The sequence below is a fragment of the Nostoc sp. JL34 genome (genome assembly GCF_017114945.1).
Classification (GTDB): domain Bacteria; phylum Cyanobacteriota; class Cyanobacteriia; order Cyanobacteriales; family Nostocaceae; genus Nostoc.
Genome location: NZ_JABXKQ010000157.1, coordinates 1 through 18462, shown reverse-complemented (window position 1 = coordinate 18462; position 18462 = coordinate 1). Strand labels below are relative to the sequence as shown.

The following is an 18462-nucleotide window of genomic DNA, read 5'->3' as shown; positions in this document are numbered from 1 at the left end:
AATCTCAATAAATTTGTACCGCATCTTCCCCAATAAAAGTTCCTGTCTGACTTCTATCTAATCGACCATCTTCCATGTATACAATACGATTGGCAATATCTAAAATACGATTATCATGAGTCACTAGCAAGATGGAACACCCTTGTTCTTTGGCTAGTTTTTGCATTAAATCTACAACGTCGCGACCAGTCTTACTATCTAAAGCAGCAGTAGGTTCATCAGCCAGAACTAAACTGGGAGAGTTTACCAAAGCACGAGCAATTGCAACCCGCTGTTTTTGTCCGCCAGAGAGGTTTTCTGGATAGCTATTAATTTTTTGTCCTAATCCAACAGCTTCAAGTATAGATTTTGCTCGGCGTTGAGCCTTCTGCTTAGTTATCCCGGGCTGGATTTGAAGCGACATTTGGACATTCTGTTGAGCTGTTAAAAAACTCAGCAAGTTATGTGCCTGAAAAATATAGCCAATATTGCGTCGCACTTGCACTAATTGGTCTTGAGTAGCTCCGCATAGCTCTTGCCCAAAAACTTTTAGACTACCGATTTGGGCTGAACGTAAAGCACCAATTAAAGTTAGTAAAGAAGTCTTACCAGATCCTGATGGCCCGGTCATAATTACAATTTCGCCCGGTTGGATTTTTAGATTAATATCAAACAGAATTTGTTTACGCAAGACTCCTCGACCGTAGTAATGGCTGAGGTTTTCAATATTGACAAGAGGTTCTGACCGCATGATGAAACTATAGGAAAGGATATTAAAATATGTCAGCCGGGTCTGCTTCTCGAAGCTTGCGTATAGCGATGCTACCAGAGATAAAGCACATGACAAATGTCAAAACTAATACTAGCAAGTTTTTATCAAGCTGCATAAACATCGGCAAGAGTGTGGCAGTGCGGGTGAGTTCATATAAACCCCAAGCAATTAGTACTCCAGGCAAAAATCCTAGTGTGGCTAAAATCATTGCTGCTTGAAATACAACACCAGAGAAGAAGGAATCTTTGTATCCGATCGCTTTGAGTGTGGCATACTCAGGGAGATGATCGTTAACGTCAGTATAAAGTACTTGATAGACGATAATCGTCCCGACAAAAAAGCCCATAACTGTACCAAGTATAAAAGTAAAACCAATAGGCGTGCTGCCGCTCCAGTAGTTTACTTCAAATTTTTTGTATTCTTCTTTCGATAGCACCTTTACATCTTTGGGTAAGTTTGCCCTCAAATTTACCAACACTTTTTCTGCATCTACACCTGGCTTTAGTTTAATCAAACCGATATCAATTAATCCTGCGGTTCTACGCTCTTCAAAGATTCTTAAAAAATTCAGATCGCTGGTGATTAAAGTGCCATCAGAACCAAAAGTAACTCCTAATTCAAATAAACCACCAACATTAATTCGCCGTTCCTCTACCTCTGTAATTACGCTTTTTTCCTGCTTAAACAAAGTGCTAATCGGCCCAAATTCAGTACGTGAACCCCAATCGAATAAAACTACATCAGGCTTTTTAATCTTATCTAGATTTTCAGCTACCCCTGGCATGTTGAATACTTGATTGTCAGGATTAATTCCATAGATCCGAATATTGCGGGTAATACTAGGATTTTGCGGATTTTTCCAGATTCCAGAATCTACGTAGATAGGACTGACAGATTCTACCCCTTGAAAGCCCAATACTTGGTATAGCCGCCGTTGGGAAAATGGTTTCATGGCAATTAAGGCCACGGAGCGTGGACTAATCAGCACAATATCGCCTTGTAGACTGCTGTGCATACCAACTGCACTATCAAATAGAGCAGTTAGAAATCCCATCTGCATGAACATTAGTACCACGGCAAAGCTGATACCTGAAATGGCCACGAATAGCCTCGTCTTCTCGCGGATCAATTGCAACCATGCTAGGGGAATTTTATTACCATCAAGAAAGGATAAATTAAAACCTATCATTGCATCACATAAGTTAATTTGAGTGTAATGTTTAGAACTTAAAATTGAGAACTTCTACTTTTCTAAATTGATAAAATACACCACTCCCAACTCCCCATTCCCAAATTAAGGATTGATTGCAACTTCTACTTTGAGATTGATCAAACTCATAATTCGCTGACTGTCTTTCGGTAACAAACTGATTTTGACTTCAGCAACTCTGGCATCAACTGCTGCTGCTGGATCGTCATTGAGGACATCCCGCTTACCAATTTGAGGAATGATGCGGTATACAGTTCCCTGTAGTTTTCCAACAAAGGCTTTGTTAAGACTGGTGATAGTAGCTTTTTGCCCTATCTTCACTTTGGCAAGATCGTTTTCGTAAACTTCAGCGATTACGTCCATTTGCCTAGTTTGTCCAATATCTGCGATCGCTTTAGCACCAACCATCTCTCCCGCACGAGTATGAATTTTTAAAACCTGACCGTTCTGGGGTGCGGTGACAAAGGCAGTTTCTAAGTCTGCTTTGGCTTTCTGTTCAGATGCTACAGCACTAGCAATTTCTGCTTCAGCTTCCTGTATATCAGTCGGACGAACTTCTGCAATACTAGTTAGGGTAGATTTAGCTTGATTGAGTTGTCCCTGAATTGTTTCGACAATTTGGCGTTTTGAGTCTAGCAAAGAAGCAGAAATGGCTCCAGTTTCCTGTAGATATTTGTACCGTTGATGTTCTGTTTGGGCAATTCGTAATTCTGCCTCCAAGCGAGCGATTGTTGCTTTTTGCGCTCCTAAATCTCCCTCTTTCGCTCCGGCTTTGACTTTGGCTAGCCGTGCTTGGGCTACTTCAACTTGTCTTTGAGCCTGTTTCAAAGCAGCTTGCAATCGTTCGCGGCGATCGAGAACTGCGATCACCTGACCAGATTTCACCCAATCTGTGTCTTCCACCAATAGTTTCTCAACTCGTGCGCCTTCTAAGAAAGTGGGCGCTGAAACTTGAATTACTTCTCCGTGAGGTTCCAAGCGTCCTAAAGCAGTTATCGTCTCTACAACTTTTTGTGCTTGAGGTAAAGGAGTATGTATGCCAGTCTGATTCTCAACCCCGGTTTGGGAACTCACCTGTTTCCAAACCACAAATCCACCTATTCCCAATGCTGCTGTCACTCCCAAGATGCCAGCCCATTGAACTATAGGTTTAATCAATGGTCTATGCTTTTTCTCAGTAATTAAAGAAACTTCTTGTTCAAACATAAAAATACCCCACTCTTTATTAGGTGGATATACACGTTTTTTCAAAAAAATTTAGCTGTTCCGGGCTATTGAAACCGTAGTAGTTAAGCTTGAAAGCAATAGATTAAAGCGTTCTTGACCTAAGCTCTCCACTATATGAGCTTGCGCTTGTTGCCATAATGGTAAAGCTTGCGCCAAAACAGAGCGTCCTTTATCCGTCAAGGTTACTACTCGCACCCGTCGATCCTCACCAGGATTAATTTGAATCAGTCCTTCTCTTTCGGGAGGCTTGAGGTTTCGCGTCAGCGTAGTTCGATCCATAACTAAACCTTCAGCTAAATCACTGATTGCTACTGAACCGAGAATTGAGATGGCAACTAAAATTGTCAACTGAGTAACCAGCAGACCACTTGGCTCTAGCTTTTCATCAAAAAGTTGTGTAACCGCTCTAGATGCTTTACGAAGGTTAAAGCAGGCGCAGGTATCCTCAATAGTAATCAACTGAGTCAAATCTAACTCAGTAGCTTGCTTTTCCATAAATGAATTTTTTTAATCATATAATTAAGTGTATATACAATTAATTCTAGCTTGTCAAGTTAATATTTACGATTAGCTCGGCTTTATCCATTTGCTTCGCAACGCGATACTCCTGCGGAGTCGTTGCACGAACGCTTCAGATGAAACCTTTGTGGGACAGTAGTTTTACTTTTTTAACTTCATCCATCATCAGTGAATTGGAAAAAATATTTGCCAAAAAACCAGGGTTTTCGCTGGAGAAAGAAAACCGAGTTCTTAATTTTGGATAAAGTCGAGTTTAGAGGATATCTGAAAAGTAAGAAAGCTCGCGCAACGATATCCTGTCAGTATAAAAAATACTCAAGTATGACGGCGTAGTTAAGACAACAATGCTATCCAAGGAAACTGACTATACACTCAGGAAAGAAAATTAATTAAGGTGCGTAAAAAGCACGTACTGGTTGATACTTTTGCTTTGCTGATAGTTGTGGTCATTACTACCGCAGTTAAATAGTATACGGTGGTAGACAAAAGGAGTAATGTTTTTTAAGATAATGCGATTACTAGCACAAAAATTGCGTTTTGCATCCTCATTTTCAGCTACTTTTTAAGCATTAACCTGTCAAAAACAGAATTATACTAAAAACTTTATATAAATCAATATTTAATTTATATTTGTTTATAAAATAAGTTTAAAACCTATAAAAAACCAAAATTTACTTAATGTTAACCTTTCCTAAATTTACCAAGCCTAAAACTATCGTATGATTCAATTGCAAAAGTTAAATGAGGAAAGACTTTAATAAATAGATAGAATTTGATTTAAAATCGTCTTTTTTCAAGATGATTTAGTGCTTACTCACTCTCACAAATTTTCTATTAATGCTAAATATTTTATAGTAATTCTGCATAATTTTGTTCGATTCAATAAAAACAAAAGCTTCCTATATAAGACTTATAGGCACATTAAGCGATTTAAAAATTTCTAACGTAGCCATAATTTGAAATACATGCAAAAAGCACATAAATTGTCCAAATAACAAAATAAAACTATCTCAATAGTATATCTATATATTAAACTAATTGACAATATTAAATATTTAAATAAAACATTCAATAAACTTTGCAAATAATCAAAATTTATCTACCAAATATGATTATAGAAAAGGATAATTTTAAGCATATATCGATTTTTTGACAAGTTAATATTTTTCTAACCTCGACCGGAGTTGAATTTATTTCGGTTTTATTTATGTTTGAGTAATGCTTTGATAAATCAGATTAAAATAGCCTAAATAATTGTTCATTTGAAAGGAGTATATCTATTTTAAAAAGCAAATCGTCCATCTCTGCTATTATTTTCGGTCTACTGATTTTGCGTAAAACTAATGGAGGGAAGTGATTAATTATATAGACATAGCAAATTAAGCCCATAACACTTCACTTTTGCCTGCATCATAACTGCACAAGTGCAATTAGTGATGACATACAGCAGAATTCAGAATGGGCTACTACGCCCCGTTGTGCTAACAGGAGTAAAACACGCTTTATACCTGGGTAACAGAGGAATCGTTGTGTACCTCACTTTCCTTGAAATCTGCTGTATAACCCTATGTCAATCAAAGCCAGCATTATTAATTACAATATTTTCGGAGAAGAGTGTGAAAAAAATTCTGGTGATTGAAGATACAGCCTCAACCCGAAACCTTTTTTTAGAAGGCATAAAAGCTAAAGGTTTTTACACTATAGGTGCTGAAAACGGTCTTATCGGTGTCCAGCGGGCAAACGAAGAGTTACCCGATTTGATTGTCAGCGAGATTATGATACCAAAACTCAATGGTTATGGCGTCCTGACCACGTTGCGCCAAAATCCTCTTACAGCAACTATCCCCTTTATTTTTGTCACTGTCAGAATTACTCGGACTGATATTCGCAAAGGTATGGAATTAGGAGCAGATGACTATCTTACTAAGCCCTGTACAGTAGAGGAATTATTGAGGGCGATCGCCGTCTGCTTAGAAAAACGAGCCTCCCTCCAACAGCACTATGCTGTACAGCCCCAGATAGTTGCAGAACCACCACTAGCTGACATCATAAAACCGGCTGCCTTTGAGTGCATATTTCCGTCCAACCACCAGTTAAATAAGGTCTTCAGCTTCATTGAGGCCAATTATCATCGCCCGATTACCCTGAAGGACGTAGCTTTTGCAGTTGGTTACTGCCCAACTTACTTGACTAACCTGGTGCAAAAACAAACGGGACAAACTGTGCAAAATTGGATTATTCAGCGCCGAATGCTAGCAGCACGTTCCTTGCTCTTAGAAACTGATCAGAAAATCGAGGCGATCGCTACATTGGTAGGCTATCAGTGTATGGTTCATTTCTTCCGCCAGTTTCGCCAACATCACGGTACAACTCCCCAAGCCTGGAGAAGGGCGAGTGCAACTAGCTCGCTTCAGAAACATGAACGAAGTAATTGTTATGAGACTCCGATTTGATTTTTGCAAACATACTGAGACTGAAAAGCCCGTTTTATCAGGGTTTAATTGGAAATATTGTTCACAAATCACACAGGAGTCCTATAATTCTATCAAAGTATAGGTTATTGCTAATTCGTTTGAAGTCTTATAAACTGGTCGTAATTTGTAGTTATGTTCATGCTTAAAATGCATTTTACCTGTTCTTAACTTTGTGGGCATAAATAAATGTAAAGATGCGATTATTTGCGTTCCTAGCAACTATGTTTTTAGCATCAGCTATTACTCACTAGCTATTAACATTTTTGTTTATTTATGCCCTCTTAATAGGCTTTTTCGTAATATTTTCACTTTCAAGTGCCGTAAAAATCGTCAATCTAAAGACGTACTAAATCAGGTGGAAAATTACTAATCCAGTTTCTGCTCATTCTCAAATCATACGAAACTTTTAAAAACGGTAAAATCTATGCTGGGCATGGTTTTCTAGAATAACTTGTCTAAAATTATACGGATCTCAGTTTGATACCGTTAACACGGTAACTCTAGATTCAGTGATAGCTATTAAATTTCACAAAAACTCAAGTTTTTACCAGCGCCTTGCAAAACCATCGTTTTAACGCCTGATATTTTTGTGAATATATAATTTCATCTGCCAATAGTGTTTTGACACCAAAACATTAAAACTATCTCAAAATTCGTCAAAGGAGAATTCAGCAAATGTGTGGCATTGTGGCATTATTCTCAAGACAAGAACCAATTTCCGAGACTTCTTTGAAGCGGGGAATAAATAGCCTGCATCATAGAGGGCCCGATGCACAGAAAATTTGGATTTCTGATAATGGCAGAGTCGGTTTAGGACATAGAAGACTTAGTATTATTGACCTCACCAGTGGAGACCAACCAATTAGCAATCAAGATGAGACACTGCATATTATTGCTAATGGAGAGTTTTATGATTTTGAGCGGATACAGCAGGACTTGAAGCAAAAAGGATATAACCTGCGAACACACTCCGACAGCGAAATTGCTATTCATTTATATAACGAGTTTGGGACTCAATGCCTCCACCATTTGCGGGGTGAGTTTGCTTTTGTAATCTGGGATGAGCGCAATCAAACACTCTTTGCTGCTCGCGATCGCTTTGGCATCAAGCCTCTTTACTACACCATGCATGGTGATACACTCTACTTGGCTTCAGAAGTCAAAGCTTTGCTTGCTGCGGGTGTTCCGGCTAACTGGGATCATGAATTTTGGTTTCGAGCCGATCTCGGACTCTTTAGCCCAGACCGGACTTTCTTCAAGAACATATATCAAGTACCACCTGGACATTTTTTACTCGCGTCCGATACCAATATCCAACTGCATCGTTACTGGGATTTTGATTACCCCATCACTGGGGATGCACAACCCCAACAAAGCGTAGAAGATTACATTGAACAAGTTCGCCATACTTTAAACGAGTCTGTAAAACTGCGGCTAAGAGCAGATGTACCTGTAGGTTGTCACTTGAGTGGAGGAATTGATTCATCTGCGGTGTTAGGAATTGCAGCTACTCATGCAACAGAACCAATTACAGCATTTACCCTCGCCTTCGATCACGAAGACTACAACGAAGAAGCTTTCGCTCGTGAAGCAGTAGCAAAAGCTGGAGCAAATCATCAAGTTATTCCCATTACTCAATCTGATTTAGCTGAACATTTTGCAGATGCTATTTGGCACTGTGAAATGGTCTGTATCAATGCTGGTGCTGCTGCTAAATACCTTTTGAGCCGAGCAGTACAGAATGCAGGTTACAAAGTTGTACTCACAGGTGAAGGCGCTGACGAAATCTTTGGAGGCTATGTGCATTCGCTGATGGACATGTTGCGTTACAACACCAAGGGTCAAGATGAGCAGACTATCAAGCATATCTTAGAAGAATTAAAGCGTAACAACCAAGTCTCTGCCGCAGCAGGTTTCTTACCTGAAGAAATATCTAAACCTTTAGCTAATGTCGAACGCCTTTTAGGCTTTGTACCCACCTGGATTGAAGCTAATGCTAAAGGATATGCTAAATCTCTTTCTCTATACTCGACTGCATTTATGGCTCACTTTGGCCAGCAAGATGCATATCGTATGTTCTTTAATGAAATCGATGTACAAGGACAACTTGCAAAGCGAGAGCCTGTTCATCAGTCTCTTTATTTATGGTCTAAAACTGTTCTACCCTACTTATTTAGAATTTTGGGAGATGGTGCAGAGATGGCCCATTCTACCGAAGGGAGACTGCCATTTTTAGATCATTCAGTTGTGGAAGCAGTCCGTAATATTCCTGTTTCATTCAAGATTCGCGGCATGAATGTCAAGTATATATTGCGAGAAGCAGTCAAACCTTACCTTCCAGATATGGTCTATAACCGCAAAAAGCATCCATTTTTTGCGCCGCCTTCCACATTGAAGCAGAGTGAATCTCTACACCAACTCATCCAAGACACCCTACGTAGTTCAGAATTTGCTTCTGTTCCTTTTTATAATCAACCAGCAGTAGTTCAATTCCTTGACCAAATACCAGAGATGAATGAAAACCAACTTGCTTCTATAGATCCCACATTGATGAAGATGCTCAGTACTTGTATTCTCCAAGAGCGGTTTAGCCTCACATAAGCTATTGTTTGAAGCTGTGATGGGCAGAAAATATTAGGCTGTTTGCATAAATGATTTTAGAGAGATTGAAGAATAGTGTAGGAGGATATTTTAAAGTTGGGGGCTGTTATCAAAAAACTCACTAGGCTAATCGCTTCATAATAGAGCTACCAACACCTTTTAGGCAAATAACTAAAGTACTAGTACCGCAGGCGGAATTAAAAATGAATACAGCGTAAGTGTTTCATGGTTACTGAGCGGAGCCGTTGGCGTGGTCATTGAGCGTAGTCGTTCGCGCAGCGTCTCGTAGAGAAGTGCAGCCTCTCCAAAAGTTGTATTGATTTGAAATGGGTGGTTTATTTCCGCCGTGTTGTACTAGTAATTTGACCTGGGAACCGTAGGAATTGATTGCACACCTCTAAATTAGAGAAAGGTAAAGAATCATGGAAACCGTAATAGAAACTGTCAATTTTACAGCAACTCGTGTAATTGTTACTTCTGAAAAGTCATTTGAAGAAGTAACCAATAAGATCGAAACCATTAATGGTAAAAGTGACAACACGCTTTTTCAGCAAATGATTGGTGCCAAGCAATCGTTTGAACAAATCAAAAGTGGAATTGAATCGATGATTGGTCAAAGTGGTTTTATGATCTTTTCACAAGTTGAACATGGCAAACTCATGTCTCTTGCCGGTAAAAACAAAAAGGCCAAGCTCTACATAATTGGGAACCCATTAATAGCTAACCAAATGTTTGAACAAAATCCTGCCGTTGGTCTTTATGTTCCATTAAGACTATTTGTCTACGATGACTACAATGGCAAGACCCATGTTGCTTACGACAAACCATCATCGCTGCTTAGTCAATTCCCCAACGAAAAGATTTCAACAATTATGCAAATGCTCGATCAAAAGTTTGAAGAAATGATCAGGATAGTTACTTAGTAATTATTGTGTAACCATCCTAAACTGCGATAAACGCATGAAAAAGTAACTACGGAGTAGGGAAGACAAGATTTCTACTTTCTGCTCCAAGTCAATAGCATTAACTTGACAATCAAACTTGAGCATCAGAATCAAATTTTTTCTTAATTTATTCAATTTTGTGTTTGAAGCAAAGTTATTACAGATATGCACATAGAAGGATCTCAACCTAGAATTGCGGTTATTGGTATGGGGTGTTGGTATCCTGGTGCAAGGGATTTACGACAACTCTGGGAAAACATCCTTTCGCGACGACGACAATTTAGAGAATCGCCAGATCGGCGGCTACCACTTGCAGATTATTACGATCCAGACCCGACGGTTCCAGACAAGACCTACGGTAAACGTATGGCTGTGATTGAGGGTTTTGAGTTCGATTGGGCAAGTAAGCGCATTCCTAAAACTGTAGTAGAGACAGCAGATATCGCTCACTGGGTAGCATTAGAAGTAGCGATCGCAGCTTTAGAGGATTCAGGTTATACACGGGCAAATGTTCCCGGCGAACGTACAGGTGTAATCCTGGGTAATTCCTTAACAGGAGAACAAACACGCTCTAACAATATGCGATTACGCTGGCCATTTATCCAACGGGTAATACATGCAGCGGCAAAAGCGAAAGATTTACCATTGCAAGTCATAGATGAACTGGCAATAGCAATGCAAGAATACTACAAGTCAGTATTCTCACCATTTACCGAAGACACATTATCCGGCAACCTTTCTAATACTATTGCTGGGAGAATTTGTAACTTTTTTAACTTTCATGGCGGTGGTTATACTGTAGATGGAGCTTGTTCTTCGTCCTTAATTGCGGTTGCCACTGCTGCTAACGCTTTAAGCAACGGCGACCTCGATTTGGCTCTGGCTGGTGGTGTAGATATTAGTCTAGACACCTTTGAACTAGTAGGATTTGCCAAAACAGGTGCCCTGACTAGCAAAGATATGACCGTTTACGATAAAAAAGCCAGTGGCTTTATCCCTGGAGAAGGGGCTGGCTTTGTCGTTTTGAAGCGCTTAGAAGATGCTCGTGCTGACAATGATTATATCTATGCAGTGTTGAATGGATGGGGAATATCATCTGATGGCAAAGGTGGTCTTACAGCTCCGAGTCGGGAAGGACAAGCTAAAGCACTACGCCGTGCCTATAACCGAGCCGGTTACAGCTTAAGTAATGTTGATTTTATAGAAGGTCATGGTACAGGAACACCAGTAGGCGATCGCGTCGAACTAGAAGGTATTGCCCTAGCTATGGGTGCAAACAGTGAAACACCTTCCCGCTCTTGTGGTATTACCTCTTTCAAATCCCTAGTTGGGCATACCAAAGCCGCAGCAGGTATTGGAGGGTTCATCAAAGCTGTTATGGCTGTTAACCGCCGAGTAATACCGCCATTAGCTGGCTGCAATGAGCCAAACGAAGTATTTGACAAAGCTGCCCACTGTCTTTACCCGGTGCTTCAAGGAGAAGTTCGCCAGACAACAGACACACTCCGGGCTGGAGTCTCCGCAATGGGATTTGGCGGTATCAATTGCCACGTCACTTTAGAATCTGGCGATGCTCCTGCTACTCAACTTGAACCGTTAATTGATGAACAGGCTTTGTTAGTTTCTGCTCAAGAAACAGAGATTTTTGTCTTGAGTGCAGCATCAATCCCAGCTTTATTACAAAGCATAGATGCATTACTTCCAAAAGTACAAGGATTGAGTTTAAGCGAACTAATTGATCTAGCTGCACATCTTGCTCAACAACTAAACCAACAACTACCAGTACGAGCAGCACTCATTGCCCGTTTACCTGAAGAGTTGGTTGAACGTCTGAGTTTCTTACAAGAATTATTGAACGCTAAACCATTGGCTCAGGGAGAAATAATCCTCAACCCGCAGCAAGGAATTTGGATTGGCAATCAAGTCCAGCAAAGCCGCATCGGTTTTCTCTTCCCCGGTCAAGGTTCTCAAAAGTTGAATATGGCCCGTACCCTCGTACAACGCTTTAGCTGGGCCAAAGAACTAGTAAATCAAGCTGACAAATGGCTGCAAGAAATTGGTGCCCCAAGTATTAGTGAGTCGATCTATAAATCTGTAGATCGTGCTATCAATCAAGAGCAGTTTGAAGAATGGTCTCAGAAAATTGCCCAAACTGAAATCGCTCAACCAGCCATCTGCCTGGCTTCCCTCCTGTGGATGCACTACCTCCAACATCTAGGATTGAAGCCGATCGCCGTAGGTGGTCATAGCCTGGGAGAACTAACTGCTTTTCACGCCGCAGGTGCGTTTGACGAGCAAACTTTGATCTGTTTAGCTGCTGTTCGCGGACGTGCCATGTCTGCTTCTGGCCAAGGCATGGGGGGAAGCATGGTAAGTATTGCTTGCTCCCGTGACAAAGCCGAGGAATTGTTAAAACAAGTCAATGGCTATGCCGTTATTGCAAATATCAATAGTCTTACCCAGATAGTCATATCTGGTGAACACTTGAGCATTGAACAAGTAATTGAACTGGCCGCTGCTCAAGAAATCAAGACATACAAGCTTCCAGTTTCTAATGCTTTTCACTCTCAACTTGTCTCGGAAGCTGCCGAATATCTACACAACTATGAACTAGTTCCAGATACACTCCCGAAGACCACTATAGGCCTTGTTTCATCTGTAGATGGCAAACAGCCGCCAACAGGATTGCAATTGCGCGACCACTTTGCCCATCAGGTACTAGCGCAAGTGGACTTTGTATCGCTGGTAAAAACTCTAGAGCAGACATGCGACCTACTAATAGAAGTTGGCCCAGGAAAAGTACTCTCTGGATTGGTAAGTGACATCAACGGGTTGCAAGGGCTGCAATGTCTGCCTGTGGAAGCCAAACCTGGATTTGACCAGTCGTTGAACATGATGTTAGCTAACGTATTTGCTCGTGGTCATGACATCAACTGGGAAGCACTTTACGAAGGTCGGCTTATACGTTCTTTTATACCAGCCTCAGAACGCATCTTCATCGACAATCCTGTAGAACGACCATTTCATGTATCTGCAACGTACTCATCTCCATCCTTGGAAATTACTTCTGAAAGCTTGCTGAATTATTCAGTGTTTGGCAAACACAACCATATTTCACCAGAGGTGCTGCAAGATTATTTAGCTCGACGCGGTAAGTTTATTGCTGAAGTTATCCGAGCCGATCTGCAAATGCCTTTGGTCGCAACTCCTGAAAATTCTGCCAGAACAACTCACACAGTTAATGGTAATGGCTTTCATACTGCTATTTCTACCTTACTTAAGCCTGGGGAAACCAATGGCGTTGTGGCAAATGGGAATCAGAGTGTTGAGTTTTTATTGGCAGACTTGATTGTTCAACAAACAGGATATGTCAAAGAAAGTATCACAGCAGAATTGCGATTACTTGACGATCTCAATCTGGATTCCATCAAAGCCGGTGAAATTGTCGCAGAAGCCGCCAAGCTATTTGGTGTCGCCGGGAAAATTGACCCACCTGCTTTAGCTAATGCCACCATTCAAGAGATTGCCGAAACGATTCGCAGTTTTATGTCAAGCGATCGCGCTTCTTTAGTATCGACGATGGGTACAACCGATGCGATCGCCTCTTCACTGACCGACCTGATTATCCAACAAACAGGGTATGTCAGAGAAAGTATCACAGCAGAATTGCGATTACTCGACGATCTCAACCTCGACTCCATCAAAGCCGGTGAAGTTGTCGCAGAAGCCGCCAAGCTATTTGGTGCTGCTGGGAAAATTGACCCGCCTTCTCTAGCCAATGCCACGATTCAAGAGATTGCTGAAACAATTCATAATTTCATCCCAAATAATAACGGGAATGGAATTAAAATCTCAGAACCGATCTCAATAGTTTCTTTAAAGCAAGATTTCAAAAATCAAAACAACGGCAAAATACCAGCAGGCGGGCCAGAATTAACACGTAAGCAACTGGTGCGTGATTACATCATCAAAAATATTCCAGAGGAACTTCCCTCAGTTGCTTTAGGCAGACAGATGCCAGAAAACTGGCAGACTGCGAATGTGCTGATTCTTTACGAATTCAGTAATGCAGACAAAATAGCAGTCTTGTGCGATCAGCTTCGCACTCAAGGCGCTCAAGTTCAAAGTGTAACCTTTGCAGAAGTCAGCCCTCAGACACTAACTAACAACGTCGATATAACTCACTTCATTGCAGTATTGCCTTGTACGCCCAACACCCAATTGTCGTCAGAAGCCCGTTTGATTGGCATGATTGAACGGTTACGTAGTGTCGCCACTCCACCTCTAGCATCCCGTGACCATACAACAGTTGCTTATGTCCAATTTAGTGGGGGACATTTCGGAGCGCAACTACCACTAGCAGATATTGAACAATGCTGTACAGTTGGCTTTGCAGCGAGTTTGCATCTAGAGCGCATCGATCTCAAAGTTCGGGTAGTTGATTTCTCTCCCACGGTAGATCCCAGCAGTCTGGCAGAATGTGTCTTCAGAGAACTCTCTACTCCCCATGTTTATACAACTGTAAGTTACGATGCCGATCTCAAGCGCTACGTGCCTCGGCCTCAGGTGCAACAACCTGTGGATTATGTAGACCGTCAAATTACTTGGTCATCCAAGGATGTCATCCTCGTCACCGGTGGAGCCAAAGGCATTACTGCCGAGTGTGCCCTGGCTCTAGCTAAAGATACAGGTATCCGTGTGGCACTTGTAGGACGTTCACCTCATCCCGATGACAACATTCAACAAAGTAGTAGTTCTGATATTACCCGTACTCTTGGGCGCTTTTATGCGGAAGGAGTAACCTGCCACTATTATGCATGTGACGTTGCTGACTACCAGGCAGTAGTAAATCTCTTGCAAAAAGTCAGACAAGAGCTAGGCAAGATATCAGGAGTAATTCATGGAGCTGCCCTCAATAAGCCAAGACTGATTGAGCAAGTTTCTACAGAAGCAGCATTTGATGAAATCAGTCCTAAACTTCTCGGTTTGATTAATCTATACAAAGCACTGGAAGCTACACCACTGAAGCTTTTCGCCGGTTTTTCCTCGGTCATCGGCTTTACAGGGATGCAACGCAATGCTTGGTATGGCTTCTCTAATGAAACTTTGGATCTGATTTTACGCCGTTTTAAAGCTCAACACCCTCAAACCGCCGTGATTTCAATGGCATATAGTGTGTGGGAAGAGGTAGGGATGGGAGCGCGAATGGGCAGCGTTCGGAGCCTGAACAAAATGGGTATTAGTGCCATTCCCAAAGATGCAGGCGTTAGTCGATTCTTGCATCTAATCAAAAATGAACCCGCAGATTTGCGAGTTGCGATCGCAGCACCTATGCAAACCTTAGCTGCTTTTGAATCGAGTGGTTTTGATACCTGGTATCCAGGATTGTTCTCACCTCCTGCTTCGTCGAAGTTTTTAGAGAAAATTCTGATTTATCAACCGGGTGTAGAGGTTGTTCTGAGAGCGCATCTCAGTCTTGAGCAGGATTCATACTTACAGGATCACCTCTATAAGGGTTCATATCTGTTCCCGACTGTATTCGGTTTGGAGGCTATGGCCCAAGCAGTTGCCTATCTAACTGGCAAAGATTCCTTACCAACTGTGCAGATAAAAGATATTCGTTTGGAACGTCCGATTGTTGTAGCTCCTGACAAAGGAGTGGACATAGAAATTCATGCAGAGGTACTTGAACGAGAACTAAAAAACGATCCACAGCAAGTTTATGTAACTATCAAAACCGAACAGACAGGATTTGCCATCAGCCATTTTTCAGCCACATTTTTACTAGGTGTTGAAAGTAATCCCTCTGTAGAACAGATTGAAGTTCCAGAAGTTCCTCTAGATATTGAGCCGAAAGCGGATCTTTATAGTTGGTTACTGTTCCAAGGCCCCAAGTTTCAGCGTTTACAACAGGTTTATAGCCTCGATTCCCACAGGTGTGTATTCAAAACCCACAGAAACTTGTATTCTGCCCAGGAGCAAGAACAATCTTTAGATAGAGCGCAAGGGCCGTTCTTGCTCGGAGATCCTTATTGCAGAGACTCATTACTGCAAGCTGGACAACTAGTAATTCCGCAGGATCTTTGTTTGCCCATCCGCATCGACAGTCTGGAAATCGCTCAATCAGATCGAGATGGAACTGGTTCATATATTGGTGTTACCACACCCCAAGGGCGAAAAGGTCAACAGTATCACAGTAATGTTTTTCTTTTAGCTCCCGATGGGCGTGTTATGGAAAGACTCAGTAGCTATCAATTGCGGATACTAGAACACCGTGAAGAGAATCCCACTGCTGAAGATTTGGCCGATCCTAGCCAGAGGGATGAACAGATTCTTTACAGAGAATTGAGCAATCGATCGCCTTTATTCAAAGTCGTTGCACCAGAGATATCACTAGCTTATCTTCCTGGTATCCATGCACTATTACCCACGGAACGTCATCAACTGGAACTACCTCTATTCCATAGAGCGATCGCTCAACTGCTGAACAATAATGCTAATCTCATATCCAAAGTACGGATTCAGTGGACGGAATCTGGTAAACCAGTAGTTGTAGGACTCGCAGAAGAAAAAATCGAAGTATCGCTTTCCCATGACGAACGTGTTTGTTTCTGTGTTGCCGGTCGAGGAGTGCAGGGTTGTGATATCGAACCGGTAACTCATCGCAGTGTAGAAGATTGGGTTGCCTTACTAAGTTCTTCTCGATACCCATTAATCCAACAGTTAGAAAGCAAAGACTCGGTAGATCGGTCTGGTACGCGGATTTGGACAGCCATAGAAGCCTTGCGTAAGGCGACTAAGGCAAAAGACATTAACCTAGCGATCGAACGCATAGAAGGGGATAGCATTTTATTCAGTGATGTGGCTCTTAACAGTCAACTTAAAGTTCTCACTTTTCCCATTCAACTGACACGCAGCCCTGAAAGAATAATTGCCCTAGTTGTTGTCCCATTCCGCTCTTTAAATTGGATTGCTGGCTCAATTTAACTAACTTTAATCAATCAAAAATCTGCTCACCTCGCAAAACTTTTAGTCATCGAAATAGGAAATGTCAGTGAACAACACAACTCAGTCTCAAGCTTACGATGTCGTCATTATGGGTGCTGGGATCGCTGGAGTATGTCAAGCTCGTCACTTACTACTAAATATTCCCAACATCAAAATCGCCTTAATTGACCCACGTCCTGAAGAACGGACTGAAAAAGATTTAAAAATTGGTGAGTCAACTGTCGAAGTTTCTACTCTCTTTTTCGGCAAAGAGTTAGGTCTTTATGATTACTTAATTGAGAATCATCCACCGAAATTTGGACTAAACTATCATTGGCCTAAAGACCCAAAAAATACACAGACCATCGATGACTACTATCATGTCTGGTCTATTAAACAACCCCCGCTAGCTTCCGTTCTCATGAACCGCGCCAAGTTCGAGCGGGATGTCTTGAAAATGAATAAGGAGATGGGAGTTGACTTTTACAATGGTCGTGTAGTCAACGTTGATTTAGGCTCTGGTGATATCCCAAACAATGTTAAGGTGAAAATAGGTAATGATTACCTAGAACTTACAACCAAGCATCTTATTGATGCAGCAGGACGCAAATTTATCATTGGTCAGAAAACAGACAATCTACTCTTTGGCCCTGAGAAACTGGCTGGTCTTAACAATGGTTCTGCATGGGTACGGGTGAAAAATGTCGATCGCACTATTTTTCACAGTGGTTACGATCCTACAGGTGCTACATGTAGCCATTACTATGCCACTAATCACATGATGGGTCACGGCCATTGGATCTGGGTCATTCCTACAGATACTCAGACTATGGAATTGTCAGTAGGGGTATCTCATCATCATGAAGTCATCCCAGCGCAGAGCGTTAACACCAAAGAAAAGTTTTATGCTTTTTTAGAATCAAATCACAACATTCTTTACCAACTAGTCAAGAGTGGAGAAGATATTGACTTTCATTACTTACCAAGGGTGGCACACAAGAGTAAAATTCTGTTTTCTCCAGACAATTGGTATGTAATTGGTGATGCCGCTGCCATCTTCGATCCTTTCTATTCCTTAGGAATGGTAATGATGACATTTCAAATGGAAAGTGTCACAGAAATTATCCGAGCAAAATTAGCAGGTGAACCGGATGCAGAGAAGAAGCGGGCTGTTTATAATGCATACAATCTTGGGTATGTAGAATCTTGCAATCATCTTCTCCACGACCACGCCAAACAACTTGGTCATGCTAGCATCATGAGCTGGCGCGTCTATCTAGAAAACATGTGGTGGTTTGGGATGATTGTGCCTTTGTATGTTGGCAAATGGCATTTAGATTTGAAGTTTCTCCGTAGATTTAGCCAACAAAGTCGTCAAGTAATCAGAACATTGATGTCTCATGTGTATGAACAGTTCAATGAACTCATAGAAAAAGATGCTAATATTGGCATGATGTATGTTCACCGAGGGCAGCAATTACCCTTCGGTTACTACATGACCCAAGAATTTGATAGCTATTTACAAAACACAAAATACGAATCTCAAAGATGCAATGTTTTTGCATACATGAAAAACATTTACTTCTTTGTTGCTCTTTGGTATCTCAAATTCCTGTGGAAAGGCTTTGGACTAAAAGGTGTGTTGTCACCAGGGAATCTAAAATATGTTTTTGCGTAAGGATTCAGGTGGCAGGGTATTGACAAAGGGGACACTTGAGGGGGAATATCGCAAATATGAACCAAAACCTG

At 41.4% G+C, this 18462-nt stretch carries 9 protein-coding genes; 5 read left to right on the top strand and 4 right to left on the bottom strand.

Annotated elements, in window-relative coordinates:
* Positions 1-4: 4 nt before the first annotated feature.
* From HWQ44_RS28875 to HWQ44_RS28860, 4 genes are all read right to left on the bottom strand, one after another.
* A complete protein-coding gene (locus tag HWQ44_RS28875; RefSeq protein WP_292725386.1) occupies positions 5-730 on the bottom strand; it encodes a DevA family ABC transporter ATP-binding protein in 726 nt (241 codons plus the stop codon).
* A 22-nt stretch (positions 731-752) separates the two neighbouring features.
* On the bottom strand, positions 753-1940 hold the full coding sequence (gene devC / locus HWQ44_RS28870) for an ABC transporter permease DevC (protein ID WP_292725385.1): 1188 nt from the start codon (positions 1938-1940) through the stop codon (positions 753-755).
* Between the two features lie 105 nt (positions 1941-2045).
* Positions 2046-3167, bottom strand: a complete 1122-nt coding sequence (locus HWQ44_RS28865) for an ABC exporter membrane fusion protein (protein ID WP_292725384.1) — start codon at positions 3165-3167, stop codon at positions 2046-2048.
* Positions 3168-3218: 51 nt separating this feature from the next.
* Complete coding sequence (locus HWQ44_RS28860) at positions 3219-3683, bottom strand: MarR family winged helix-turn-helix transcriptional regulator (protein WP_292725383.1); 465 nt, start codon at positions 3681-3683, stop codon at positions 3219-3221.
* A gap of 1640 nt (positions 3684-5323) precedes the next feature.
* On the opposite strand from HWQ44_RS28860, the gene HWQ44_RS28855 reads away from it, so the two are divergent.
* The 5 genes from HWQ44_RS28855 (at position 5324) to HWQ44_RS28835 (ending at position 18391) form a co-directional block, all read left to right on the top strand.
* The gene (locus HWQ44_RS28855) at positions 5324-6160 is read left to right on the top strand and encodes a DNA-binding response regulator (RefSeq protein WP_292725382.1); all 837 of its coding nucleotides are present in this window, start codon (positions 5324-5326) and stop codon (positions 6158-6160) included.
* 696 nt (positions 6161-6856) lie between these two features.
* Positions 6857-8782: an asparagine synthase (glutamine-hydrolyzing) gene (asnB, locus tag HWQ44_RS28850; RefSeq protein ID WP_292725381.1), complete on the top strand. Its 1926-nt coding sequence runs from the start codon at positions 6857-6859 to the stop codon at positions 8780-8782.
* 422 nt (positions 8783-9204) lie between these two features.
* The gene (locus HWQ44_RS28845; protein WP_292725380.1) at positions 9205-9705 is read left to right on the top strand and encodes a DUF302 domain-containing protein; all 501 of its coding nucleotides are present in this window, start codon (positions 9205-9207) and stop codon (positions 9703-9705) included.
* Positions 9706-9891: 186 nt separating this feature from the next.
* Positions 9892-16713, top strand: coding sequence for a type I polyketide synthase (locus tag HWQ44_RS28840; protein WP_292725379.1), 6822 nt, complete (start codon positions 9892-9894; stop codon positions 16711-16713).
* A 61-nt stretch (positions 16714-16774) separates the two neighbouring features.
* Entirely contained in the window at positions 16775-18391 is a 1617-nt protein-coding gene (locus tag HWQ44_RS28835) for a tryptophan halogenase (protein ID WP_292725378.1), read from the top strand.
* The last annotated feature ends 71 nt before the right edge of the window (positions 18392-18462 follow it).

Excerpts from the sequence above, each read along its gene's own strand:
- HWQ44_RS28875 (WP_292725386.1), bottom strand. The coding sequence starts at position 730 with ATGCGGTCAGAACCTCTTGTCAATATTGAAAACCTCAGCCATTACTAC.
- devC (WP_292725385.1), bottom strand. The coding sequence starts at position 1,940 with ATGATAGGTTTTAATTTATCCTTTCTTGATGGTAATAAAATTCCCCTA.
- HWQ44_RS28865 (WP_292725384.1), bottom strand. The coding sequence starts at position 3,167 with ATGTTTGAACAAGAAGTTTCTTTAATTACTGAGAAAAAGCATAGACCA.
- HWQ44_RS28860 (WP_292725383.1), bottom strand. The coding sequence starts at position 3,683 with ATGGAAAAGCAAGCTACTGAGTTAGATTTGACTCAGTTGATTACTATT.
- asnB (WP_292725381.1), top strand. The coding sequence starts at position 6,857 with ATGTGTGGCATTGTGGCATTATTCTCAAGACAAGAACCAATTTCCGAG.
- HWQ44_RS28845 (WP_292725380.1), top strand. The coding sequence starts at position 9,205 with ATGGAAACCGTAATAGAAACTGTCAATTTTACAGCAACTCGTGTAATT.
- HWQ44_RS28840 (WP_292725379.1), top strand. The coding sequence starts at position 9,892 with ATGCACATAGAAGGATCTCAACCTAGAATTGCGGTTATTGGTATGGGG.
- HWQ44_RS28835 (WP_292725378.1), top strand. The coding sequence starts at position 16,775 with ATGTCAGTGAACAACACAACTCAGTCTCAAGCTTACGATGTCGTCATT.